The 22,384-nt window shown below is 64.5% G+C and carries 18 protein-coding genes; 10 read left to right on the top strand and 8 right to left on the bottom strand.

Annotation, left to right across the window (positions count from 1 at the left end; genetic code table 11):
• The first annotated feature begins 30 nt into the window (after window positions 1-30).
• The 10 genes from fliE to fliN all read left to right on the top strand — a co-directional run bounded on the left by fliE (window position 31) and on the right by fliN (window position 9,330).
• Complete coding sequence (gene fliE, locus CD04_RS0105820) at window positions 31-366, top strand: flagellar hook-basal body complex protein FliE (protein ID WP_031404951.1); 336 nt, start codon at window positions 31-33, stop codon at window positions 364-366.
• Window positions 367-448: 82 nt separating this feature from the next.
• A complete protein-coding gene (fliF, locus tag CD04_RS21455; RefSeq protein ID WP_231480481.1) occupies window positions 449-2,032 on the top strand; it encodes a flagellar basal-body MS-ring/collar protein FliF in 1,584 nt (527 codons plus the stop codon).
• A gap of 93 nt (window positions 2,033-2,125) precedes the next feature.
• Window positions 2,126-3,136 (top strand): flagellar motor switch protein FliG, encoded by a 1,011-nt coding sequence (gene fliG, locus CD04_RS0105805; protein ID WP_031404946.1) that lies wholly within the window; start codon window positions 2,126-2,128, stop codon window positions 3,134-3,136.
• 26 nt (window positions 3,137-3,162) lie between these two features.
• On the top strand, window positions 3,163-3,903 hold the full coding sequence (locus tag CD04_RS0105800; RefSeq protein WP_031404944.1) for a FliH/SctL family protein: 741 nt from the start codon (window positions 3,163-3,165) through the stop codon (window positions 3,901-3,903).
• Window positions 3,900-5,282, top strand: coding sequence for a FliI/YscN family ATPase (locus CD04_RS0105795; protein ID WP_051848968.1), 1,383 nt, complete (start codon window positions 3,900-3,902; stop codon window positions 5,280-5,282). The genes CD04_RS0105800 and CD04_RS0105795 overlap by 4 nt, the downstream gene beginning before the upstream one ends.
• A 33-nt stretch (window positions 5,283-5,315) precedes the next feature.
• Window positions 5,316-5,801, top strand: a complete 486-nt coding sequence (locus tag CD04_RS0105790; protein ID WP_031404940.1) for a flagellar export protein FliJ — start codon at window positions 5,316-5,318, stop codon at window positions 5,799-5,801.
• 83 nt (window positions 5,802-5,884) lie between these two features.
• The gene (locus CD04_RS22490) at window positions 5,885-7,222 is read left to right on the top strand and encodes a flagellar hook-length control protein FliK (protein ID WP_197033040.1); all 1,338 of its coding nucleotides are present in this window, start codon (window positions 5,885-5,887) and stop codon (window positions 7,220-7,222) included.
• A 99-nt stretch (window positions 7,223-7,321) separates the two neighbouring features.
• Entirely contained in the window at window positions 7,322-7,849 is a 528-nt protein-coding gene (fliL, locus tag CD04_RS0105780) for a flagellar basal body-associated protein FliL (RefSeq protein WP_031404936.1), read from the top strand.
• Window positions 7,849-8,853: a flagellar motor switch protein FliM gene (fliM, locus tag CD04_RS0105775; RefSeq protein ID WP_038167512.1), complete on the top strand. Its 1,005-nt coding sequence runs from the start codon at window positions 7,849-7,851 to the stop codon at window positions 8,851-8,853. Before fliL ends, fliM begins: the two co-directional genes overlap by 1 nt.
• Window positions 8,854-8,877: 24 nt before the next feature.
• Entirely contained in the window at window positions 8,878-9,330 is a 453-nt protein-coding gene (gene fliN / locus CD04_RS0105770) for a flagellar motor switch protein FliN (protein ID WP_031404931.1), read from the top strand.
• Window positions 9,331-9,344: 14 nt separating this feature from the next.
• On the opposite strand, the gene pelG is transcribed toward fliN, so the two are convergent.
• The 8 genes from pelG to CD04_RS0105730 form a co-directional block, all read right to left on the bottom strand.
• On the bottom strand, window positions 9,345-10,721 hold the full coding sequence (gene pelG, locus CD04_RS0105765) for an exopolysaccharide Pel transporter PelG (RefSeq protein WP_031404929.1): 1,377 nt from the start codon (window positions 10,719-10,721) through the stop codon (window positions 9,345-9,347).
• Window positions 10,721-12,352: a GT4 family glycosyltransferase PelF gene (gene pelF / locus CD04_RS0105760; protein WP_369792821.1), complete on the bottom strand. Its 1,632-nt coding sequence runs from the start codon at window positions 12,350-12,352 to the stop codon at window positions 10,721-10,723. Before pelF ends, pelG begins: the two co-directional genes overlap by 1 nt.
• A complete protein-coding gene (locus tag CD04_RS0105755; protein WP_051848966.1) occupies window positions 12,352-13,383 on the bottom strand; it encodes a hypothetical protein in 1,032 nt (343 codons plus the stop codon). The genes pelF and CD04_RS0105755 overlap by 1 nt, the downstream gene beginning before the upstream one ends.
• Before the next feature lie 4 nt (window positions 13,384-13,387).
• Window positions 13,388-14,803: a hypothetical protein gene (locus CD04_RS0105750; RefSeq protein ID WP_031404925.1), complete on the bottom strand. Its 1,416-nt coding sequence runs from the start codon at window positions 14,801-14,803 to the stop codon at window positions 13,388-13,390.
• Window positions 14,804-14,828: 25 nt separating this feature from the next.
• On the bottom strand, window positions 14,829-15,413 hold the full coding sequence (locus CD04_RS0105745) for a hypothetical protein (protein ID WP_051848965.1): 585 nt from the start codon (window positions 15,411-15,413) through the stop codon (window positions 14,829-14,831).
• Between the two features lie 120 nt (window positions 15,414-15,533).
• A complete protein-coding gene (locus tag CD04_RS0105740; protein WP_031404920.1) occupies window positions 15,534-16,160 on the bottom strand; it encodes a hypothetical protein in 627 nt (208 codons plus the stop codon).
• A complete protein-coding gene (locus CD04_RS0105735; protein ID WP_031404918.1) occupies window positions 16,157-19,186 on the bottom strand; it encodes a tetratricopeptide repeat protein in 3,030 nt (1,009 codons plus the stop codon). The genes CD04_RS0105740 and CD04_RS0105735 overlap by 4 nt, the downstream gene beginning before the upstream one ends.
• Complete coding sequence (locus CD04_RS0105730) at window positions 19,186-22,083, bottom strand: bifunctional glycoside hydrolase 114/ polysaccharide deacetylase family protein (RefSeq protein WP_081857816.1); 2,898 nt, start codon at window positions 22,081-22,083, stop codon at window positions 19,186-19,188. Before CD04_RS0105730 ends, CD04_RS0105735 begins: the two co-directional genes overlap by 1 nt.
• Window positions 22,084-22,384 lie beyond the last annotated feature (301 nt).

Here is a 22,384-nt window from a genome sequence, read left to right as displayed (position 1 = left end):
ACTGTCCGGCGTTTTGGGGTGGGGAGCACGATGAACGTCGATCGCATGCAGGAACTCGTCGGCCAGATGCGCGCACTGGCGGCCGAAGCCGCAGGGAAGCCGTCAGCCGGGCAGGGCGTCGCCGGCGGCGCCTCCAGCCAGCAGGGGGACTTCGCGGCGACCCTCAAGACTGCACTCGACGGCATCAATCAGCAAATGCAGAGCGCCGATACGATGCAGCAGCAATTTTCGGCAGGGCAGTCCAACCTCAGCCTGAGCGACGTGATGCTGGCTTCGCAAAAGGCCAGTCTGTCATTCCAGGCGGCGCTGCAGGTGCGCAATAAGCTCGTTTCAGCCTACCAAGACATCATGAATATCCAGGCCTGATTGTCCAGGTCGGATTTGCACGCACCAGCCGCCATTCTGAGCCCCGGCACCTGACTACCCCTTTCCGAGTCAAAGACTTCTCATGGCCACCACCGACACTGCCGTGCCTGCGCCGGCGGCCCGCCAAGATCCACTCGGGGCTTGGCGCGGGCTCAGCATGAACCAGCGCTTCGCCGCTCTGGCGGGACTTGCGGCGCTGGTGGCGCTGGTGGTGGGCATTCTGCTGTGGAGCGGCAGCGCCAATTACCAGGTGTTGTACACAAACCTGTCCGAGCGTGACGGCGGAGCCGTCATCGCCGAGCTGCAAAAGCTCAACGTCCCCTACCGCATCACGGACGGGGGCGCCGTGATCCAGGTGCCGTCGGGCCAGGTCTACGCCACGCGTATGAAGCTGGCTGCGGGTGGGCTTCCCAAGGGGGCAGGCGTGGGCTTCGAAGCGCTCGACAACGAGCCCATGGGTACGAGCCAATTCGTGGAGCAGGTGAATTACCAGCGCGCCCTGGAGGGATCGCTGGCACGTACGATCGAGTCGCTGTCGGCGGTCGCGTCGGCCACGGTGCATCTGGCGATCCCGAAGCCTTCAGTGTTTCTCAGTCAAGAAGAAAAGCCGACGGCTTCCGTGTTGGTCAAGCTCTATCCCGGGCGCGTTCTGAGCGGCGCGCAGGTCGCCGGTATCGTCCATCTGGTGTCGTCTGGCGTCGCCGGGATGAGTGATAAAAACGTCACCGTGGTTGATCAGGATGGCACCATGCTCACCGCAGCCGGGCAGGATGAGTCCGGCATTGAACCCGGTCAGCTGGCTTACCGCAACGCGGTGGAGCAGCAGTATCGCAAGCAGATCGAATCCATTCTCACACCGCTGGTGGGTGCCGACGGCGTGCGCGTGGCGGTATCGGCGGATTTGGACTTTGGCAAAACCGAAACCAGCTCGGTCTACTATGGGCAGGGTCATGTGCTCAGTCAGCAAGCCCAGTCCACCAGCAGCGCTGGAAGCGCCAATCTGCCGTCGGGTGTGCCCGGGGCGCTGACGAACCAGCCGCCGGGCGGTGTCAATGCGCCGTTCGCCGTGGGTTCGGCCTCGGCCCCGCTGACTCCGCAGCAGTTTGCACAGATGACACCCAGTTTGAAGGCCTTGGCGCCGACATCGGCCAGCAGCTCGGCTACGACCAATTACGATCTCGACAAGACGGTGAGTCACACGCAGCAGCCGGTCGGGTCGATCAAGCGCATTTCGGTCTCGGTTCTGGTCAATGACCAGGACATCGTGGGCAGCGGCGCGAGGCTCAAGCCGCACGCAATGAGCGTGCAGCAGCTGGCGCAGATCAAGAAGCTGGTCGAAAACGCCATCGGTTTCGACGCCAAACGCGGCGATCAGGTGTCGGTTGTCAACATTCCTTTCACGGCACAGGTTGCCGCAGCGGAACAGGCGCGTCCGTGGTGGCGTGCCGCCTGGCTTTGGGCGGGAGTGAAGCACGCTGTCCCCTATCTGGTGGCGTTGATCCTGGGGCTGCTCATCTACCGCGCCGTGCGCAAACTCGGCGGGGCGCCCAGCAGGCCACGGAACCTGGCGGCCTGGAGGCCGGCACCGGTTCCGCGGACGGTGCGGGAGCGCGACCCGCACGGCCGCAATCTCCGAAGGAACTCGAGCCAGACGTGGTACGTTTGAGTAACACCTTCGAAAGCGACGCCGCTGTCTCCCGCGAGTTGGTCAAGCAGGATCCGCGCCGTGCCGCACAGGTCGTGAAGGAGTGGCTTGCCGATGGTCAGTGAGGAGAAGTACAAGGGACTGGATCGCGCTGCGGTGCTGCTCTTGAGCTTGGGCGAAGACCAGGCCGCGGAGGTCATGAAACATCTCGCGCCACGCGAGGTGCAGCGCCTGGGCGTCGCGATGTCCAAGCTGGGTCGGGTCAGCACCGATCAGGCACACGCCGTCATGCGTGAGTTTCGCGAACAGCTTGAACAGCAGACCTCGCTCGGCCTCGGCGCGGACCAGTTCCTGCGTGGAGCGCTGACCAAGGCTTTGGGTGGCGACCGCGCGAACTCGCTGATTGAGCGGATCCTGCATGGCGGCGAGTCCAGCGGCCTGGAAAACCTGAAGTGGCTGGAGCCGCGAGCGATCGCTGAGCTCATCAAGCTCGAACATCCCCAGGTCGTGGCACTCGTGCTCTCGTATATCGAGCCCGACCAGGCCGGAGAGGTGTTGCATTTCCTGCCCGAACGCCAGGCGGGTGAGGCACTGCTGCGTCTGGCCAACCTTGATGGCCTGCAGCCCAGCGCGCTGCGTGAGCTCAATGATGCGCTGGACGAACTGCTCTCGGGCGAATCGCAAAGCGTGCAAGTCAGTGCAATGGGGGGGCCGAAGGTTGCAGCGGAGATTCTCAACCGCCTGGACACATCGTTGTCAAACACGATCATGGACCACTTGCGCTCGCAGGATGAGGATCTTGCCAGCAAGGTGCAGGAGAAGATGTTCGTCTTTGACGACCTCATCAAAATCGACGACCGCAGCATGCAGGCATTGCTGCGCGAAATCTCCTCTGAGGTTCTCATTCTCGCGCTCAAGGGGGCCAACGCCGCGCTGAAGGAAAAGTTCCTTGGCAATATGTCCAAGCGTGCTTCTGAAATGCTGCGCGACGACATGGAGGCCAAGGGTCCCGTGCGGCTCACCGAGGTCGAGGCCGCCCAGAAGGAGATTCTGCAGATCTCCACCCGCCTTGAGTCCGCCGGGCAGATCCAGCTCGGCGGCAGCGGCGAGCCCTTGGTGTCCTGACGGCGCGCGCGGGCGGCTCATCCCTGATGAATGCGATCATTCCCAAGGACAGCGCTGGGGATGCGCGCGCCTGGAACGCTCCCGAACTTGGCCCGGGCGGAGGTGCGGCGGTGCAATCGGGACACCAGGCACAGGCAGGCCTGCAGGACGAGGCGCTGAACGTTGATCTGCCTACCGCCAGCGCGCTGGAGACGGTGTTTGACCAGGCACAGACGCAGGGCCATGACGAAGGCTTCAAGCTTGGCCGGGCCGAGGGACACGCGGCGGGCCTGCAGGAAGGACGGGCGCAGGCAACGGTCGAGCGCCAGACATTGCTCGATTTGTTGTCGCGACTGCAAGAGCCGATACAGCAGCTCGACGACGTGATGGAGGCCGCCGTTGTCTCGCTGGCCCTGGAAATCGCGCGGCAGGTCGTCATCAGCGAACTGCGTACGCGACCAGAGGGGGTGCTCGACGTACTGCACCGCGCGCTGGACGCCTATCCGGCGCATGCCGGCATTCCCTGGGTACGCCTGCACCCGGATGACGTCAAGCTTCTGCACGAACTCGCCCCGGAGCTCGAAGCCGGGGATCTCAGTCTGATTCCTGACGAGACATTGCAGCGCGGAGACCTGATCCTCGCCACGGGAAGCGAGCCCCAGCGGGCGATGTCCGATCGGCGCTGGCGTCCGCGCAGCGGGCATGACGTGCAGTCAGAGCTGGACTTGCGCATTGAGGAGCGCTGGAGGCAGGTGATGGCGCGCCTGTTCGAGGAGGGTTCCCTTTGAGCGAAGGTGTCCCGGCATCGGGCTCGACAGGCGCACTGCTGCGCCTGCGCACACTGCATAAGCGTCTGCAGGCGGCGGGCAATCTGCCCATCCAGCCCAGCGGAACCCTGGTGCGCGTGCGCGGCCTGATTCTGGAGGCACAGGGGCTGGACATCAGTCTGGGTACTCGCTGCGTCATTACCGGTGAAGGCCACCGCCATGTGGCCGCCGAGGTTGTGGGCTTCAACGGTCCGCATGTGCAGCTGATTGCCTCGGGCGACATGCAGGGCTTGGCTCCTGGCGCGCGCGTGGCGCCCATTCCCGGGGATCTGCGCATCCCGGCCGGGATGGAGCTTTGCGGGCGCGTTCTCGACGGCAACGGCAAACCTCTCGATAGCCACGGCCCGCTGCACGCCTCAGCGTTTACCACCCTCAACAGCGCGCCGATCAACCCTCTGGAGCGCGCCCTTGTGCGCCAGCCGCTGGACGTCGGGGTGCGTGCAATCAACGCGCTCTTCACCGTCGGTCGCGGCGCGCGCATGGGTTTGTTCGCGGGCAGTGGCGTGGGCAAAAGCGTTCTCCTGGGCATGATGGCGCGCAACACGAACGCTGACGTGATTGTCGTGGGGTTGATCGGTGAACGCGGGCGCGAGGTCAAGGAATTCATCGAGGACATCCTCGGCAAGGAGGGGATGCGCCGCGCCATTGTTGTGGCAGCGCCGGCGGATGCGCCAGCGCTTACGCGCATCCGTGGAGCGCGGCTGGCCACCGCCCTGGCCGAGTATTTCCGCGACGAGGGCAAGCACGTGTTGCTGCTGATGGATTCGCTCACGCGCTACGCGCTGGCACTGCGGGAGGTTGCGCTGGCGGCGGGCGAGCCCCCGGCAGCGCGGGGTTTTCCGCCGTCCGTGTTTGCCAGATTGCCGGCTTTGGTGGAGCGCGCAGGCAATGGGCTGGAGGGCCGAGGCAGCATCACAGCCTTTTACACCATTCTCATGGAAGGTGACGACCAGCAGGACCCGGTGGCCGACAACACGCGCGCCATCCTCGACGGCCATATCGTGCTCAGCCGGCGCCTGGCCGAGCAAGGGCATTTTCCGGCCATCGACCTGCAGTCATCCATCAGCCGCGTGATGCCCAACCTGGTCGACCCCGAACAGTTGCGACGCGCCTACAAGCTCAAAGAGTTGCAGTCGCGCTACGCCAGCCAGCAGGATTTGATCGCCGTCGGTGCCTACACGCCGGGCAGCGACCCAAGCCTCGATCTGGCTGTGCAGGCGCATGCGGGCATTCGCGCGTTCTTGCGGCAGGACATGCGTGAGGCCGTCAATCTTTCGACGAGCGAGGCGATGCTCATCAACCTCATGACGCCTTACCTGCCGGCACCCCTTGCGGCATAATGGTCGACATAAGAAGACCAGCCAAAACCACACATGCCGCCATCCCAAGCGATACCCCAGCGCATCGATGTGCTCAAGACGTTGCACGCCCAGGCCGTCGAAGCCGGCAATCAACTCGCCGTAGACCTCAAGCAGAGCCAGTCGTTGCACCAGCAGTCGCTGGACAAGATGCAAAATCTGCAAACTTACGCGCAGCAGTACCGTCGGCAGTTGCAAGAGCTGGAAGCCGAAGGTGGGGCGTGGAGCAAGGTGCGCGACCTGCGCAGTTTTATTGCCAAGGTCGATGCGGCGCTTGTGGCGCAGCAGGCAGAAATCGCGCGTGTCGAGGCCCGGCGCGCGGAAAAGACCCAGGCATGGACGGCGGCGCGGCAACGTGAGAAAGCCTACGAGCTGTTGCTCGCCCAGCAACAGGTTTTCGTCAAGACTGCGGCGCAAAAACAAGCTCAGCACGAGTTGCAGGAATGGGGGCTCAATCCCCAGTCGCAGTTCGTCACGACTACGCAGCCCACGCGCTTTTAGGACGCCGCAAGCTGGTTTGGGGCGCTGGCGGCCGCTTGGCGCGGCTTTTGCTTAATGGTGGGGACAGCACACGGATGCCACGCATGACCACCATTCTCGCTTTCTCCCCCTCTGCTTCCTCCGCATCGACGCCATCGGGTGCCTCCGTGCAGGAGCCGGCGGCGACCGGCGGCGTAGCGTTTGCCGCGACCCTGAAGCAGGCGCAGAGCACCAAGTCAAATGGCGCCGGTGAGGGCCCAGACAGTCCGACGCCCACGTCAGTGGCCGAACAGACGAAAGGCAACGGGCCTGGCGAGGGCAAAGCCGCATCCGCACAGGGGCAACCGCAGGACGGCAAGTTGAAGTCCAAGGAGGTTTCAAAGGGGGATGCAAAACCCGCGCAGGCAGCATCGCTGCAAGCGGCGCAAGTCCAGGCCCCTGCGGCCATCGCCCTTGCCGGGGTGGTGTCATCGGGCGCAGTGGCCGCACAGACGGTGGACGGCAAGGGCGGGGGCAGCGTTGCGAACTCCGTGGATCGTTCCGCGCCCTCCGGTGTCTTGCCAAGCGCACAGGTGGCCGACGCGGCAGCCGTGAGCGGCAAAGTCTTGCCGCTTGCCGGCGATCAGGGCGCTGCGGCAGGGCCCGGCCTGGCCGCAGCGCCGCTGCCGACGGGCAAGATGCCCCTGGGCGGCGGTGCCCCGATCGACCCGTCACGCTTGCCGGTCAGCCAACAGGGCAGTGCGGCTGAGCGACCTGGCGTGTGGAGCCCGGGCCCGCAGAGCAGCTCCGCAGCGGCCGTGGGCGCGCAGGGCAAGCCCATTGACGCCGCGCTTGCCCTGCGCACGCTTGGCGACAGTTCCACGCCCCAATCGAGCGATGCAACATCCCGGCATGCAGGGGATGCGGGTGTGGCGCCGACTTCCACGCCCAGCGGCATGCAGGTCGCGCTCATGCCTGGCGCGCCCGTCTTGCCGCCGAGCGCCGCGCCCGGCTCGGGGGTCACGGCTGCGTTGCATATTCCGGTCGGAGCGGCGCCATGGGGTCAGGAGTTGGGGCAGCAGATGCTGGTCGCAGTGAACGCTCGTCAGCAACTGGCGACCTTGCACCTTAACCCGCCGCAACTCGGGCCGCTGGAGGTGCATCTGCAATTAGACGGCGGTCAGGTGAATGCGCAGTTCATATCGCCCCACCTCGCGGTGCGCCAGGCAATTGAAAGCGCGATGCCGCAGTTGCATGATCTGTTTACCGGTGCGGGGCTCACATTGTCACAATCGTCGGTTAATTCGGGCGCATCGGGCGGTAATTCGGGGCAATTCGCGGCTCCACGACAGCGTCTTGCGGCCTCGATTGGCGCGCTCGGCGCGGCCGCGGAGCCGGGCATCGCTGCGCCAATCGGGATTGGCGCAGGATGGAGACGGGGTCTGGTGAATACCTACGTCTGATTGGTGCGATAGGCCCCGGGCATGCGGGAGCCGGATTCAATTTTCTGGAATCCGTGCCGTTTACAGTGTCACGTTCGGCAAGACTTCTGGAGTTTCTCAATGGCAGATAAACCCGCCAAAACCAAATCTGGCAAGGGTAAATGGATCATCATCACGGTCGTGGTGCTGCTCGTTTTCGGTGGCGGTGGGGCGGGGGCGTGGTGGTTCCTGATGCGCCCGAAGCCGCAGGTCACGGCGCAGGAGCTCGCAGCGCAGCGTGAAAAACTGGCGCATTTCATCAGCCTCGAACCGTTTGTCACGAACGTCCTGAGCACCGACGGCAACACGCACTATCTGCAGGTGAAGATCGACCTCAAGACCTTCGAGCCGAAGACGGACGACGAAGTCAAAGCCATGACGCCTGAAATCCGCAATGCCGTCCTTCGCATCCTTGCTGCGCAGCAGGCCGACAAAGTTGGAACCGTGCAGGTGCGGGAGCAGTTGCGCAGCGAAATTCTCACGGTGATCAACCGGATCCTGAACACGGGGAGCGATGCATTGGGCAAAGCTGTGGCGCCGACGGCCCACGCTGCTCAGCCAGTCGGTCCGGTTGTGGGTGTGTACTTCACGGCTTTCGTGGTGCAGTAATGGTCAAGGACGTCCTGTCGCAAGATGAGGTCGATGCACTCCTGCAGGGGTTGAGCGGCGAGGAAGCCGAGCCCGAGCCGGAGGCGGCCGATGAAGGCGGCATACGTCCCTATGACCTGGCCAGCCAGGACCGCATTGTGCGCGGGCGCATGCCCACGCTTGAAGTCATCAATGAGCGCTTTGCACGGCTGTGGCGCGTCGGGTTGTTCAACTTTCTTCGCCGCTCATCGGAAATCTCGGTGTCGTCGGTTCGCCTCATGAAATACAGCGAATTCATTCGCACCCTGGTCGTGCCGAGCAATCTCAATCTCGTGCAACTCAAGCCTCTACGCGGCACGGCGCTGTTCATCTTTGATCCACGACTGGTGTTCAGCGTCGTGGACAACTATTTTGGTGGCGACGGACGCTTCCACGCGCGCATCGAGGGACGCGACTTCACGCCGCTGGAGCAGCGCATCATCTCGCGCATGCTTGACATGGTTTTCAAGGAATACAAGACGGCGTGGAACCCGGTCCTGCCGCTGGACATCGAGGTGGTGCGGTCCGAGGTCAATCCCCAATTCGTCAATATTGCCACGCCCACCGAGGTCGTCATTGTCTCCACCTTCGACGTGGAGATCGAAGGTGGCGGTGGCAGCCTGAATGTGTGCATACCGTACAGCATGATCGAGCCGATTCGCGACCAGATGACCACGGGCATGACCACCGACCGCAATGACGTCGATCAGCGCTGGATGCAAGCGCTCCAAAGCGAGATGCGCGAGGCCGAGGTGGAGTTGCGGGTGGAGCTCCTGAACCGATCCATCCTCGTACGCGAATTACTGCAGATCAGCATTGGCGACGTGCTGCCTGTGGACATGCCGGAGACTGTGATTGCACGCGTGGACGGCATTCCCGTTCTGCGCGGCGAGTACGGCCAGCATGACGAGCACATGGCGATCAAGGTGCGCCAGCGCCTCTTGCCCGATGCGGCGCTGACGCATAGCGCCAAGCCCATTCATTGAATTTTCCCGAGAACACGCATCATCATGGCTGACGACACCCAAACCGCTGAAATGGCGCAGGCTGCCCCCGACGCTGCTGTCGACGATTGGGCCGCTGCCATGGCCGAGCAGGGTGGCGAGGCGGCTGCCCCCGTGCAAACGCAGCCCGAGACAGCCCCGGCTGCGCAACGTGCGCCCTTTACCCAGCTGAGGCCGGAGACGGGCAGTGCCGGCAACACCGACCAGCTCGACCTGGTGATGGACATTCCGGTGACGCTGTCGGTCGAGTTGGGGCGCACCAAAATTCAGATTCGCGAGCTTCTCCAGCTTGCGCAGGGATCTGTGGTCGACCTCGATCGGTTGGCTGGCGAGCCGATGGACGTGCTGGTTAACGGCTTCCTGATCGCACGTGGCGAAGTTGTCCTTGTCAACGACAAATTTGGCATCCGCCTCACGGACATTGTCAGCCCCACCGAGCGCGCACGGCGCCTGGGATGACCGAGTACCGTGCCTTACGTTCGCTGCAGCATGAAGGTCTGGTATTCCAGGCGCCGAAACAGGCGTTGTACGAGCAGGAGGCTTGCCAGAAGGGTCAGGAGCAGCGCGACCGCGAACCCATACCCGAAGTACACGGCTCCAAGACTAATCGAAACCCTGCTCAGAATGACGTTGAGCACAAGCAATAAGGCGGTGATGAAGACCACCTCGCGTCTGCGGTCGAGGTAGAAAAAAACGTTGAGCACGGCCAGCAGCAACACCTGGAAACTGGCCGCGACGGCTTGGACGAGAAACAGCGGAATGTATAAGTCGCTGATGCCGATGGCGTGAAACAACGGTTTCACAAAGGTGTACAAGGCCAGCAGGGTGATGGCCTGAACCTTGATGATCTGGTAAATGCCCTCACGCACCGTGTCCTGCATGCGGTCGTGGTATCGCGCAATGTCCTGGAGTGCGCCGCCTGAACGCACGGCCGTGTAGAAGTGGTCATACCACTCGACAAAGTCGGTTTCGAATTTCACCAGAAAAACGCCCATGCCCGGAATCACGCACAAGTAGGCAAGGAATACCGGAAGGTCATAAATGGTCGAGGCCCGTAGCGGGCCAATCACGGGTGAGGAGGTTTGCGGCGTGAACCAGAACATCAGCTTGTCGGCCCAAACACCGAGGTTGTAGAGCGTTCCGCCCGCCAGCAGGGTAGGGAGCATCGCGCCGGGCGCGAAGCATGCGAGGGTGATGGGCTTGGTCGGCGGGAAATTGCGCAGGACCAGTGCCATCATGGCCGTCCACATCAGGAATTGGCCACCAAGAAAACCGGCCAGAAGCCCCTCCAGCCCCCAGCCCCGTAGCAGATACGACAGGAACACCGACAGCCCGTAGCCACACGCGTACAGCGCGACAATCGCGCGGTACTGCTTGAGGCCTGACAGAAACACAGTCACGATCCAGATGTCGCACAGCAGGGGAAGGCCACCGGCAAGCAGCACGCGATACAGGTTGCTCTGCAGAGGGAAGAGCACAAGCGCGGCGATCCACCCCAGCGCCCCCGACACGGCGGTCGTGACCAGGAGCACGCCAAGAAAAGCCGGCGCCACGTCCTCACGCTGCTTGGCAAACAATTGGTCCGCGACCCAGCGGGTGAAACTCAGCTGGAGGCCACCGGAGAGCACGAGCGACGTCATGATCAGGTAAGTGACCGTGACCTGGAACTGGGTGATGAGTGAATTGGGGCTGACCGCGCTGAGCGACAAAAACCCCGTGACGATCAGCCCGAGAATCGAAAACACCCAGGGGCCGGAACTGATGATCGAGGCATAGCTGTAGGCGCGCAGCAAGCCGAGATAGGACTGGCTTCGCAGCAATTTGCGCAATTCAAAGCCGATACCTGCCATCAGCCGGCCTCCTCGGTTTGAAGCGGCGGCGGGATGCGGCCAGGCACATGTCCCTCACGCAACGCGGTGGCGACCTGGCCCCGCGGCGTGGCGTGATCCGGATCGTCGCTTCGCGCCAACGCGTCCTCGTACACAGCGCGGTACTTCGCAAACATCGTGGGCTGGCCGTAGTAACGCTCCACGCGCGCGATGCCTGCCGCCTGCGCGCGCGCGTACGCGACAGGGTCGCCGAGCAGTGCGGTGCAAGCCTCACCAAGCGCTTGCGCGTCGGCGATGCGGACCACAGCGCCTGCTGAGCCCAGCGCCGTATCCTCCGGGCCAAGACCTGCGATCAGCTGCTGGCATGAGCCAACATCCGTCGTCACGGCGGGAACGCCTGCGGCAAAGCCTTCGAGAAGCACGAGCGGAAGCGCCTCGCTGATCGACGACAGCACGACCACGCCCACCCTGGGTAGCAACTCGACCAGTTTCTGGAACCCAAGGAATTTGAGGTTGCTGCCGAGTTCCAGGCTATCGGCGAGTTCCCGGCATTCGCGTGCATAGTCCGGATGCTCGTCTTCGGGGCCGGCAATCCAGCCCTCGAGCCCCGGCATTCGCCCCACGGCCACGCGCACGGCGCGGATGAAGGTCTTCACGTCCTTGATCGGCACCACGCGGCCGATCAGGCACATCACCGGCGGGGGCTGCGGTGGGCGCTGCGCGCGCGTGGCAGCGAAGGGCGGAATGTTGATGCCGTTGGCGATCAGGCAGGTTGATGCGGGTTCGGCACCGTCAGCGAGCTGTCGCAGCCGGTTGGCCTCATACAACGCGATCACCGGGTCCGCCGCGTCGTAGCACATGCGCCCCAGCGATTCAAACAGGCGGATCCACAGCTCACGGAAATATCCCGCATCCCCAGCGTTACGCTCCAGAACCGGCATATTGTCGCTTACCCACTGGGCCGAGAAAAGGTCAATGCGCCTTTCCTTCGTATAAATGCCGTGCTCGGAGAGAATCAGTGGCCGGTTGGTGAGCCCTGCCAGCACCGCGCCGAGGTAGCCGGCGTAGCCTGTGGAGATGGTGTGATAGACCCGCGCAGCAGGCAGAGCGCGCGCCAGCGTGGCCAGGGTCCAGATGGGCGTGTGCATGGTGCGCACAGTCCAGAAGTAATCGACGAAGGATGGATCGGTACAGCGCGTAAGGTACTGCTCCGTGAGATAGCTCCACGACGCCTCGGAGTGCAGAAAATTGTCCAGAGTCAGCTTGCCCTGCATCGCCCGCAGGCTTTGCTCCAGCACCTGGGCACGCGAGTGGCGCCCGCCGTCAGCCGTATCGCCCGGCGTGCGCAGTTGCTCGTGCAGATTGCGAACCAGCTTGGCTGTGGCCGCGTCGCCCGATCTGCGGTGCGGCGTGGGCATCGCCTCGTCGCTGAAGAGGTAATGCTCGGTCAGCCCGACCACATTGGGCGGCATTGCATAGCGTGCTTCGCCGTAATCGTCCCGGCGTGAACCCAGAAAACACAGGTGGAACCGCAGCTCGGGAAAGCCGTTAATGATCTGATGCACCCAACTCGACACGCCGCCGGAGACGTACGGGTATGTGCCTTCGAGCAGCAGCATCACGTCGATATCGGGCTGTGGCGCCGTGCCCATCATGTTCTCCCCCTGGAGTCCGACCACAGGCGCACGATCGGGAGCATGCGCGGAGCCACTTGCGCATTGCTGAGTTGGCCCAGGATGGCGCCCACTGCAGAGAAGTTGCGGTGCCGCCAGGCCAGCTCGGCTGCATAGGGCACCCACACCGAGGCGCTGGTGTGTTCATCCAGAAGCAGCAAGGTATCCTGGGCGTTGTCCAGATCGTCTTTTGTCATGCTCAGGCGCAGGCGCAGCATCAGCAAGGCCGGTTCGTCGGGTTGAGCCTTGAGTCCGAGGTTGGCGTAATACCAGGCCTGGTCGAGCGCGAACTTGCGCAAATCGCCCTGCGCCAGGCCTTGGTAAATGAATTCCATTTGCAGCTCCGCCACGTGCAGTGCGGCCCGGGCCAGGACGTTGCCACTGGCGCCCTGGCTTTGAAGCGCATCGAGTTCCCGTTGTGCACCTTGCAGGTCGTGGGTGAGGCGCTGTTCCCATTGACTGGCAATGCCGTAGGCCAACAGGCGGATTTCCTCGTTGCCGTCCCCCAGCAAGCTGCGCAGCAACGGCAGGGCCAGACGTGCGGGCATGTCGCGCAGGGCCAGCACAGCACGTATGCGTTGCGTAGTCGCAGCATGGGGATCGGCGGCGATGCGGCCAATCTGGCCTGGGGGCAGAAGGTCCAGTCCTTTGTCCAGGCGCGGGTCAATGGCGTAGATCTCAAGGCGTGGCGCCTCATGGATCGCTTCATCATCCTGCTGACGTTTGGGCAAGGCCATGGCCAGGCGCGACGCCAGCAGCAGGCCGACCACACCCAGGATCGGGAAGAGGAGTGCGAGAAGGAAGACCAGCAGCAGTGAGAGCAGCCGCGGCTGGCGCATGGGCCGGGGAAGGGACAACCAGGCCAGCCAGCTCGCAGCCGCGGAGGCCCCGGCGTGCATGAGCGAGAAGGCCAGGAACTTTGCGTCGCCATGCGAGTTCAAAAGCCACAACGCGGCTGTTTCCATCGAGGCCGACAGCAGCAGAAGTTTATAGACCTGAATCACCTCCATGACTTCACTGCCGATTGACGCGCTTGTGGAGCTCGGCGAAATCTGCCGCGTGCCGCACGGGATAGAAATCAACGCCGAGGGTTTGCTTGGGAATGTCCTTGCGCGCGAGAATGGCCTCAAGCGCCTCGATCATCTCGCGCCTGTAGGCAGTCAGACTTGCGCCGCTGATGATGGGCATGAGCACCACCAGCACCAGGTGACCCTTCGGGGTTTGCAGGCGCCACCAACTGCTCTCCGGCGGTTGCATGCTCGCAAACTCGTCGAGCACCTCCGCGCTCAGGCGTGCCTCGCCCATCCAAAGGGCGCAGTAGCTGCGCAGGCCGGAGGCCCGATGCAGCGCCCCGAGGTGAGCCCATTCTTGCTGGAGCCCGATGGGCGATTCGGGCCAGGCCGCGCGCATGTCCTCCACGAGGAGTTCGAGCTGGGTGAAGTCCGCGTACGAGGAGGCCAGCACCTGAAGCCGCCGCAAATTGATGTCATCGAAGGCCATGAACGGCATGGTGTGCACGGCCAGTAAAACGTCAACCTCCTCAAAGATATCCACACGCAAGGGGGCTGCGAACACCCACTCGTTGTATTTCGGGTCGGACAGCCCCGCTTGTGCGATGTGGGCAATTTCATGCGTTTCCAGGACGTGCTCAATGAGCGGGTGCGTTGTGTCGATCTCGGGCAGGTGCTGGCCGAGGCGCACCACGAGCCCCCAGCGCTCGGCACCGCCCTTGCGCAGAAAGATGCCCGCCTGAATCAGCCGGCATGACTGGCTGAGCAGCTGCAAAAAAGCCGCAGGATCGGGCAATGTGCTCCCAGCAGGCGTCTGCGGTTTGGTCTGCGCCTGCGCAAGCCTGCGTCGCAGGTCAAGCAGCGCATCGCGCAGGGTCATGGGCCGGTCGGTGAGTTCCTGCTCGAGCGTGGCAAGCGACTCCTTCACGATGAACAGCCGCCGCTTGGTCCGTTCCAGCCTTGCCGTGAGGTCCGACTGGATTTCCCTGTGACGCACGCTCTGCACCTTGTAGGCCGAACCAAACTCGCCAAGGATCAGGCTCACCAGCGCACCGCCGAGAAAGAACTCACCGGGAAAGGCCGCTGGGCTCGAATCGAAAAGCCACGCCCAGGCACCGCCATAGAGCGCGACGCCAAACAGGCCATAGCCGGCGCCGTAGCGCACTGCGGCCAGCCACGGCCCAAACCACACCCATGGAAAGCCGCCATGCAATCCCAGGGGGTCGCCGGGATTGATGCGCAAGCCCAGGTACAGCGCCAAAGCCGGAAGGCCGGCGCTCTCGAGACTCGCCAAGAGGCGATCGGCCTGCGCATTGGGTCGCCAGAACCGTAGCGCACGCCACAGCTGACGCCAGCGCGGGCGAGACGGCACCTCACGTTTTCGCGTGATGCGAGCGCGAAGGTGGGCGATGCGGCTCATCGGCAACAGGCGTTGCGTGCGTTGCTCAGGGTGTGACAGATGCCTTGGCGGGCGCCGTCACAACGTGCACGCCACGCAGCAAGTCAGCGAGCTGCGCCTGGCCCACAGCGGCGAGCGCCTGGTAGCCCCAGCCGGCACGCGCACCCGTGGCTGACCACACGACCTGCCCGGTGCCCACGTCGGTGATCTGCAGCGTCAGGCCGACCGCCGGTTCGCTGTCTACGCCCGTTTTGTAGCGCCACTCGGTTACCGTGCCGCTCAGCGCATAGTGCGCCCCCTTGCGCCGTGCCCAGTCCAAAACCTGCACCGGGGTGACTGCAGCCGGCGCCTCCAGGGGGTTGTCGGACGGCGACTGTGGATAGACCAGCACCTGTTGCATCCCTTTTTGGCGCACCAGCGCCACGGCAATCGCTTGCACGCGGGTCTCGGCCTGGGGAACCTCGGTGGCGTTCTCAAAAGGCAGCACGGCCAGGGTGTCCCCTGCCTGCAATTGCAGGCTCTGGGTGGGCACGGCCGTGGTGGCGCATGCTGCCAGAAGCAGCGTCAGGATGGCGCCAAGCCACAAGCGCGGCGTCTGAACACGCGGGGATCGAAGGGTGAATGGATGCATTGGCGACTCCTGTGCGGCGCTTTGGGATGGCCGTGTGGGTATGAATGAGAAAAGGTTGTCGGCGGCAGTTAAGGTGGCCAAGGGTTGGTGCGAGGTGATCACGCAGGCCGATGCCTGTGATCATGGCCCGAACCAGATACGGTATTGGAGACTCCACTGGCGGTTGAGCCCCGTCGTGTTTTGCTCGCGCTGATATTGGAATGACAGCTGGTCACCACCCAGCACCGGGCCTTGAAGGCCGAGGTTAAGGTCCGCTGCATTTCCAAGCCGACGCGAAGACAGCACATCCACCTCTCCAAAGGGAACCCAATGCGAACTGTAGCGGTCCGCTGCAAGCGCGTTCAGAGTGACTCCGACGCCCGCAACGTCATCGCCGGCAGGAATGAACGAATTTGCGGTGGGTGGAACCCCTGTGGGGCTGAGCTTCGCGTACAGCCACTCAGGCCCGCCCGTGGCGCTGAACTGGTTGGCGTACCCAAGCATCTTGAGGGCAATGTCCGGCTCGTCCTGCCGCAGCCAGATGCCCGCATCGGCCTGGATGCTGCGGCCCTGGCCCAGGGGTGCGCCCGCGCGCGTGAAATAGCGTGACGCGCTCTGGCTGACGCTGACCCACAGTCGCCCATAGGTCTTGCTCAACGCAAGCTCGATCCGGTCGCGCTTGCCTGCCACCAGCAGCAAGCCGGACTCGTCGGCGACCGCATCGTATTGCGCCTGCACGTGGGCGCGCACGCCTCCTGGCAGCGTCAACGCAGCGTCCAGCTGGAGCGGGTCAATGGTCCCGACTGCGGTGTTGCGGCCCGCGCTGCCCGACAGGCGTGCCGACCCTCACGCCACTGCAGCGTAGCCTGCGCGTCGCTCCACGTTTGCGGCAGGTTGGTGATGACGCTCGCGTCGCGTGTGCTCAGGCGCTCGCCGGCGACATGCACATCGAGCTTGAGAGCTGGCGTGAGAGTCAAGCGTTGCTCCAGCACCGGGCCCTGGCGCATCACGGCATCGTTTTGCTGACTGGCGAAGCCCAGCGCAGTGCGATTGGCTAAATTGAGGTGGTCCTCGGCGTCTTGCCTCGCCAGCGCCTGGAGTTGCGGGCTGCTGCGGCCTTGCGCGGCCGCATGCTCCAGAACCTGATCTGCCTGAGCTAGCGCCTGCAGCGGGTGGCCCGCAGCGCGAAGGGCCTCGACGCGATCGATGGGCGCAAGCGCGGATCCAGCGCCTGCGTCCAGCAAGCTGCGAACGTGCTCGGTGTCGCCTTGCTTCATCGCCACTTGCAGCTCGATCGATTGCCGATCAGCGCTGCTGAGCACGGCGTGTGCCAGCCACCAGCGCGTGGGGGCGGTCGTGTGCAGACGCAGCAGCCAGTCGGCAATGGCGGCGTCGGCCTGGGCGCGAGCCTGGCCGGGAGCGCCGGGCTCGTGCAGCGTGGCGCGCAGCGCCGCAATGATGCGTTGCTGTTGGGCTATCGTGGTGCGCCCATGAGACAACCGCAGGGCCGCGACAAGCGCATCGAAGCGGGGCGACGTGGTGTGTTGCTGCGCGCGCTGGCGCAACAGCGCCCAGGCCTGGTCGTAGGCTGCGCGGGCACTCGCTTCCTGGCCGGAACGGGTGAGCAGGTCGCCGAAGTTGATCAGCCACAGCGCATCGTTGCGCTTGCGCGGGTACAGGGCACGGCTCAGGGCCAGGGCTTGCGGCAGATCGTCCAGCGCTTGTGCGGCGGCAGCCAGCACCTCCAGGCCATCGGGCGTTCCCCGCAGGCCCCCGGAGTATTGCGCGTACGCCCTGCGCAGCGCATCCAGGCGTTGCATGTCCACCAGCATCCAGAGCAGTGCAATCTGATCATCCCGGTTGCCGGGGTCCAGGTGCACAGCGGTGCGCAAATCGGCCAACGCGTTCTCGCGCCGCCCCAACGCCTGCCAAACCTGCGCGCGTGCGGCGAAGACCTCGGCGTCATGCTGCAGATCCGCCCCCAGCGCGCCCTGGAACACGGCCCGCTGCCAGGCGTGCAAGCCGGCCAGGCTGGGTTGCTTGACCAGCCATTGCAGCCATTGCAGGGCGAGGGCCTTGCGCGGCGCTGCGGCCCACGCCGCAGGCAGTGCGGCGAGCGCGGCGGACGCCCCTCGCATCTGCCCCGTAAGGGTGATGAAGCGTTCAATTTGATAAGGCTTCATGCCTCGGCGCAGTGAGGGATCGTGCCACAGGCTGGCATAGGCTTGCAGCGCCGCCCTGGTGTCGTTCAAGTCCCAGTCGATATCGGCCAGGAGACCCTGATGCACCGCGCGCAGGTTGTCCAGCCCCGGCACCTTCTGAGTCTGTGCCAGCACGTCACGTGCCTGGAGAAACTGCCCCGTTTGCAAGAGCGCCAGCGCGTAGTCGATGCTGCTGCGCAAGTCCAGTGCGTGGCGCCGCAGCCCCTGAGCGTAGGCAGCCAGCGACCCTTCCGTGTCGCCCATCGTGCCGAGCAGCCAGCCTAGTGGTCCAGACAGGCTCGGGGCGTTCGGCACTGCACGTTGCAAGATCGCGACGGCCTGCCTGGGGTGACCCTGCGATTCCAGGGCTTGCGCATAGTCCAGCCAGGCCGTAGTGTCCATCGCACCAGTCTTGGCGCGCGACTCCCAGTAGGCAACCAACCCGCTGGAGGAATGCAGGATGCCGGCCAGGCGCTTGACATTGGCCAGCGCCTCGCTGGTGATGCGCTGGCGCAACAGCACCAACCATTGCTGCAGCGCGGCATCGGGTTTCCCACTCCATTCCAGAACTTGCGCGCGGCGCTGTTCCCAGTCGCTGCTGGCGTGCGCGGCAAGCGCGGCGTTGGCGATATGCAAGGCGCCGTCGAGGTTGCCGTCGGCCAGCATCAGGCGCCACGCCAATTCGGCCTGCGCCGGCGTGAGCGCGTGGCCCAGTGTGGCTGCAGGGGCCTGGAGGTCCACGGCTTGGCCGAGCCAGTGCAGCGCATCGTGAGGCTTGTCGGCCGCAAGCGCCCAAGTCACGAGGTGCCACGCCAGCTTGGGATCCGGCGGCAGTTTGGCGGCCTGCACAGCGAGCTCGTCATAGGCCCGACTGGCATTACCGGACGCCAGCAGGGCATCAGCAGCCTGTTCCAGCATGGCACGGCGTTGCGCCGGCGTGCGCGCGGCTGGCAGTGAGTCGAACAGGACCTGCGCTGCCAGGTGGTAGTGCTGCATGCCAAGCAGCAACGCCGACGCCTGTTGTGCGGTTGATGCCGGCAGCGGCGTGAAGCGCAGTACCTGCGGCGCCAGGCGTTTAAGCGCAGGTGCATCGTCCAGGCCCTGCAAAAGCGTGAGGGCGGAACGCCAGGCGGCAAAGTCCCGGGGCTGCACGCGCGCCACCAGCTCACGCAAGGCGGCGGCCGCCTGTTCTGCCCGCGCTTCATGTCCGCGCGCGCGTGCGTCGAACCAGATGTGCTTCCAGATCTTCAGGCGCAACGCGTCGGCCTGGGGCCCGGATGCCAGGGAATCCAGGGCCTTGAGCGCATTGTCCCATTGGCCAATGCTCATGTACCGCTGGGCCAGCAGCAACCGCAGCTCCGAGTTGCCTTCCTGCAGGGCGAGCAAATGCTGCAGGTAATCGATTGCCAGGGCCGTATCTTGCGTCGTGCGCAAGAGCTGCATGAGCTGGCGTCCAGGCCACATCAAGGCCAGCGTGGCCACCCCGATGAGCATCAACCCAAGCAGGGTACCCCGCGGAAACAGCCTGCTGCGCCGCGGATCATCAGGCGCTACCGACAGGCCCGGGCGGCGCGAAGTGGGGGTCTCGGGCATCAGGCCTCGGGAAGGCAACGCAAGGCGACTCGCGTCTCGGCGCTTGCGACGTGGTGCATGCGCATGTCGCCCATCGGCGTCGAGGCTGCGTGCACTTGGGTGGCGCTGCCAGCGTGCAGGTGCCAGCCGGGCGGCAGCGCCACGGTTGCCTGCACCGGCACGTGGCCCGTCAACTCAAGCTCCACCCCTCCATGAGGGAGCTGAGTGAACCGGGTGATGTCGGCATTGGCGTCCACCAGGCGCGCAACCGGACGCATGTCTTGCGCAGCTGTTTGCAGCAGGACCTTGTCAGCTACGGCGTGCAGGTAGCGCATGTCCGCGTGGGTGCTGAAGCCAGCCAGGTTGTGGCTGCTGGACAGGCTGGGCGCAGCCGCGCTGTGCGGTTGTCGCCACTGGCGCAGGTTCGGGTCGCTTCGCAGCTGCCAGGCCCCATGCAAGGTGCGCGCCACTGTGGCTTGCCGCCAGGCCAGCACGCTGCGTGCGTACTGGATACCGAAAATCGGATGGATCGACTGCTGCGTCACCCATGTCCATACCTTGTGCAGGCTCGCCACGCCCGCGGCCTTGGTCACGATGTAGGGATGGAAGTACAGGTCCAGCGCCTTGAGGCGTCGGGGCGCGTCGGTCATGGTGTAGGTTTCGATCACGCGCTCGAAGCCGAAGTAAGGCCCTTTCCAGTTGTGGGTGTAATCCTCTTCGTTGGAAAGCGCCGCATAGACCTGAAAGTGCTGCCCCTTGGGTATACCCATTGGCCATACGTAGCCCAAACTGGGTTGTGTCTTGGTGATGGTGGCTCCGCCCCCATTGATGTTGTGCATGCCCACCGTGTAGCTCAGCGCCACAGCGCTGTTGGGCGGATTGCAGTCCCCCGGCCACAAGATCATGCTGCAGGGCTTGCCAGGTGGGCAGAGCTTGTTCTGGATGTACTCGCGCGCGCCCACCACCTCGGTGTGCGTGCTGAAGCGGTAGTTGGGCATCGGCAGATAGTTGCCATAGGGCAATGCCTTGGTCGGCTTGCCGCGGCTGTGTTCTTCGCTTGCCGCCACCCAGTCGAAGGGGTGGGACCACGTGTGGCTGCCGACCTCGATGTGGGGCAGCGCGAACATGCGCTGCGCCCATTTCTGCGCGGCGCCGGCTGTTGCCGGATACAGCCCCTCGTGGCTGACTTCGGCCACGATGACCGACGCCAGCGTCGGCGTGCGATATTTTTCCAGGAACTCCGTCACAAGCACTTCGCAGGCCAGGGGTGAGCCCGGGCGGTCGCAGGCATTGACCCAGCCGTCGCCGTCGAAATGCACGAAAAACGCCCGCCGCCCGGTTCGCGTGGTGATGTCGGGCATGGGGGCGTCGCCAAGACGCAGCGCACTTCTGAAGAAGGCGATCGGGTCGATCGACCAGCGCACACCGACCTCGCCAGGAAGATTGAACACGCCGAAGCTGCCCAGCGCGTACCCACCCCAGGGTGTGAGTGCGGCGCCGTCCATGCTCGAGCCGTCGGCGCCCGTGGCGCGTAACCAGACCTGGCTGCCAGGGCCGGCCACCAGGCGCATCGTGTCCGCCGCCGGAATGAGCGGGATCATCTCGCCATTTGGTGCCCCAGGCGGGCGCTGCACGGTCACCGGACCGGGCAGCGTGCCTTGAGACGGCTGCATGTCGAAGATCCCCAGCGCGGCGGTGTCGGGTTGACCGAGGATCGCCACCATCACCCCTTCGGCCTTTGCCTGGCGCAGTAGATGTAGCGCGGGTTCGGGTACGTCCGAGTGGTCGGACCACAGCACAACGCCCGCATAGCGGCCAGCCAGTGGTTGGGTGGGGGCGGGTTCGCCCACATAGCGATACTCTGGCACCAGCCCCCAATATTCGAGTGGCATCGCCGCATAAAGGTGGGCGCTTTGCGTCGAAAGCGCAGGGCTGTCGCCCTGCGCGCAGGAATGCAGCAGCAGGATGCGGCGCGGCACCAACTCCACGTTGCCCACGCCCAGGCTTTGCAGCGTGGGATCGCCCACCCAGGGGATGAGGCCCGACGAGGCGATCTGTCGGGCTGTCTGGCGTGCGAGCTCGCGTTGCTGCGGTGCAACGTAGTCGATCGCCACGCCGTTCAAGCCATACGCCGAGCGCATGTCATCGAAGCGCGCCAGCAGCCAATTCCGATCCTGCTCAGCGACCGCCACATAGCGCTGGCTGGCCGCGTCCCAGCCCTGATAGAGTGATTCTGCCGCAATCGCCAACGTGGAGCTCGCGATGGTTGCATCCATAAGTTCAAAGCCGCGATTCGGGAGGAAGCGAATTCCGGGAAACGCCTGGATCAGGCCATGCAGGGTGGCGCGCAGGGCATCGGCCTGCTGCTTGCGCGCGGCGTCAGTCTGCGCAAGGAGCTGGTAGGAATCCAGGGTGTCGAGAAAGAATGCGCGAAAGCCTGCATCCCACAGCGGCTGGATCATGCGGGTTTGCACGAACTGTGGCCAGCCTATCGCCATCTGGTCGATGACCCGCGAGCCCCATTGCGGGTTGGATGCCGGCAGCCAGGCCTTCGGAATGTCCGGGTAGTACGGGCGGCTGGGCTGCACTTCGCCAAGCGACACGTAGGCAATGGCCAGCGTGCCGGGTGCCAGGGTCTTGACCACATCCGGGTCCTGGACGAGCGCATGGGCCGGTTCCAGAACTGCCCAGTCGAAGGCGCGCAAATCGTCCACAGGGATGCGATCGCCGTAGTAGATGGCCAAGGCCGGAACCCCCGCGGCGCCCGCCGCCGCGCGCCCATCAACGCCGGTGTCCGGGTCCGCCAAGGCCGTGCGCGCCGCGCCCAGCCCGCCCAGGATGCCAGCTGCACTGCGGCTCAGCAGGCGGCTCAAGAGTGTGCTTAGCGGCAACGCTTGGAGGAATTTGCGGCGATTCATGACAGAGCGGTTCGGGGCATGGCCAGATCCTGTCATTGTCCTGCACCGGCCGGCGCTTGGTCGCATTCAGCATCAAGAAAACCCAAGAAGTTCATGAAAATGTTGGATTTTTGGAAGTTATTTGGGGTCGCCGCATGCCGGCTGCGGTTTGTCCGCCGTGCAGCGCCTCGCGTCCCGCAGCGCGCGCGACGCGCTGCAACATGCATTTACACTGCCGTGGCCCTGCGCATGCGAATCTTTCGCACGTGGCAGTCGCAAACGTCCCATTTCCTGTAAATTGCCTTGAGGAGTCCGCATGCGT

Origin of the sequence: Thiomonas sp. FB-Cd (assembly GCF_000733775.1) — a bacterium.
Classification (GTDB): domain Bacteria; phylum Pseudomonadota; class Gammaproteobacteria; order Burkholderiales; family Burkholderiaceae_C; genus Thiomonas_A.
The sequence above is the reverse complement of the archived record's forward strand: the minus strand, read 5'-3'. Positions and strand labels throughout refer to the sequence as shown.

What these genes read in the sequence shown, in the direction of transcription:
- fliE (WP_031404951.1), top strand. Translation starts at nt 31, where the DNA reads ATGAACGTCGATCGCATGCAGGAACTCGTCGGCCAGATGCGCGCACTG.
- fliF (WP_231480481.1), top strand. Translation starts at nt 449, where the DNA reads ATGGCCACCACCGACACTGCCGTGCCTGCGCCGGCGGCCCGCCAAGAT.
- fliG (WP_031404946.1), top strand. Translation starts at nt 2,126, where the DNA reads ATGGTCAGTGAGGAGAAGTACAAGGGACTGGATCGCGCTGCGGTGCTG.
- CD04_RS0105800 (WP_031404944.1), top strand. Translation starts at nt 3,163, where the DNA reads ATGAATGCGATCATTCCCAAGGACAGCGCTGGGGATGCGCGCGCCTGG.
- CD04_RS0105790 (WP_031404940.1), top strand. Translation starts at nt 5,316, where the DNA reads ATGCCGCCATCCCAAGCGATACCCCAGCGCATCGATGTGCTCAAGACG.
- CD04_RS22490 (WP_197033040.1), top strand. Translation starts at nt 5,885, where the DNA reads ATGACCACCATTCTCGCTTTCTCCCCCTCTGCTTCCTCCGCATCGACG.
- fliL (WP_031404936.1), top strand. Translation starts at nt 7,322, where the DNA reads ATGGCAGATAAACCCGCCAAAACCAAATCTGGCAAGGGTAAATGGATC.
- fliM (WP_038167512.1), top strand. Translation starts at nt 7,849, where the DNA reads ATGGTCAAGGACGTCCTGTCGCAAGATGAGGTCGATGCACTCCTGCAG.
- fliN (WP_031404931.1), top strand. Translation starts at nt 8,878, where the DNA reads ATGGCTGACGACACCCAAACCGCTGAAATGGCGCAGGCTGCCCCCGAC.
- pelG (WP_031404929.1), bottom strand. Translation starts at nt 10,721, where the DNA reads ATGGCAGGTATCGGCTTTGAATTGCGCAAATTGCTGCGAAGCCAGTCC.
- pelF (WP_369792821.1), bottom strand. Translation starts at nt 12,352, where the DNA reads ATGGGCACGGCGCCACAGCCCGATATCGACGTGATGCTGCTGCTCGAA.
- CD04_RS0105755 (WP_051848966.1), bottom strand. Translation starts at nt 13,383, where the DNA reads ATGGAGGTGATTCAGGTCTATAAACTTCTGCTGCTGTCGGCCTCGATG.
- CD04_RS0105750 (WP_031404925.1), bottom strand. Translation starts at nt 14,803, where the DNA reads ATGAGCCGCATCGCCCACCTTCGCGCTCGCATCACGCGAAAACGTGAG.
- CD04_RS0105745 (WP_051848965.1), bottom strand. Translation starts at nt 15,413, where the DNA reads ATGCATCCATTCACCCTTCGATCCCCGCGTGTTCAGACGCCGCGCTTG.
- CD04_RS0105735 (WP_031404918.1), bottom strand. Translation starts at nt 19,186, where the DNA reads ATGCCCGAGACCCCCACTTCGCGCCGCCCGGGCCTGTCGGTAGCGCCT.
- CD04_RS0105730 (WP_081857816.1), bottom strand. Translation starts at nt 22,083, where the DNA reads ATGAATCGCCGCAAATTCCTCCAAGCGTTGCCGCTAAGCACACTCTTG.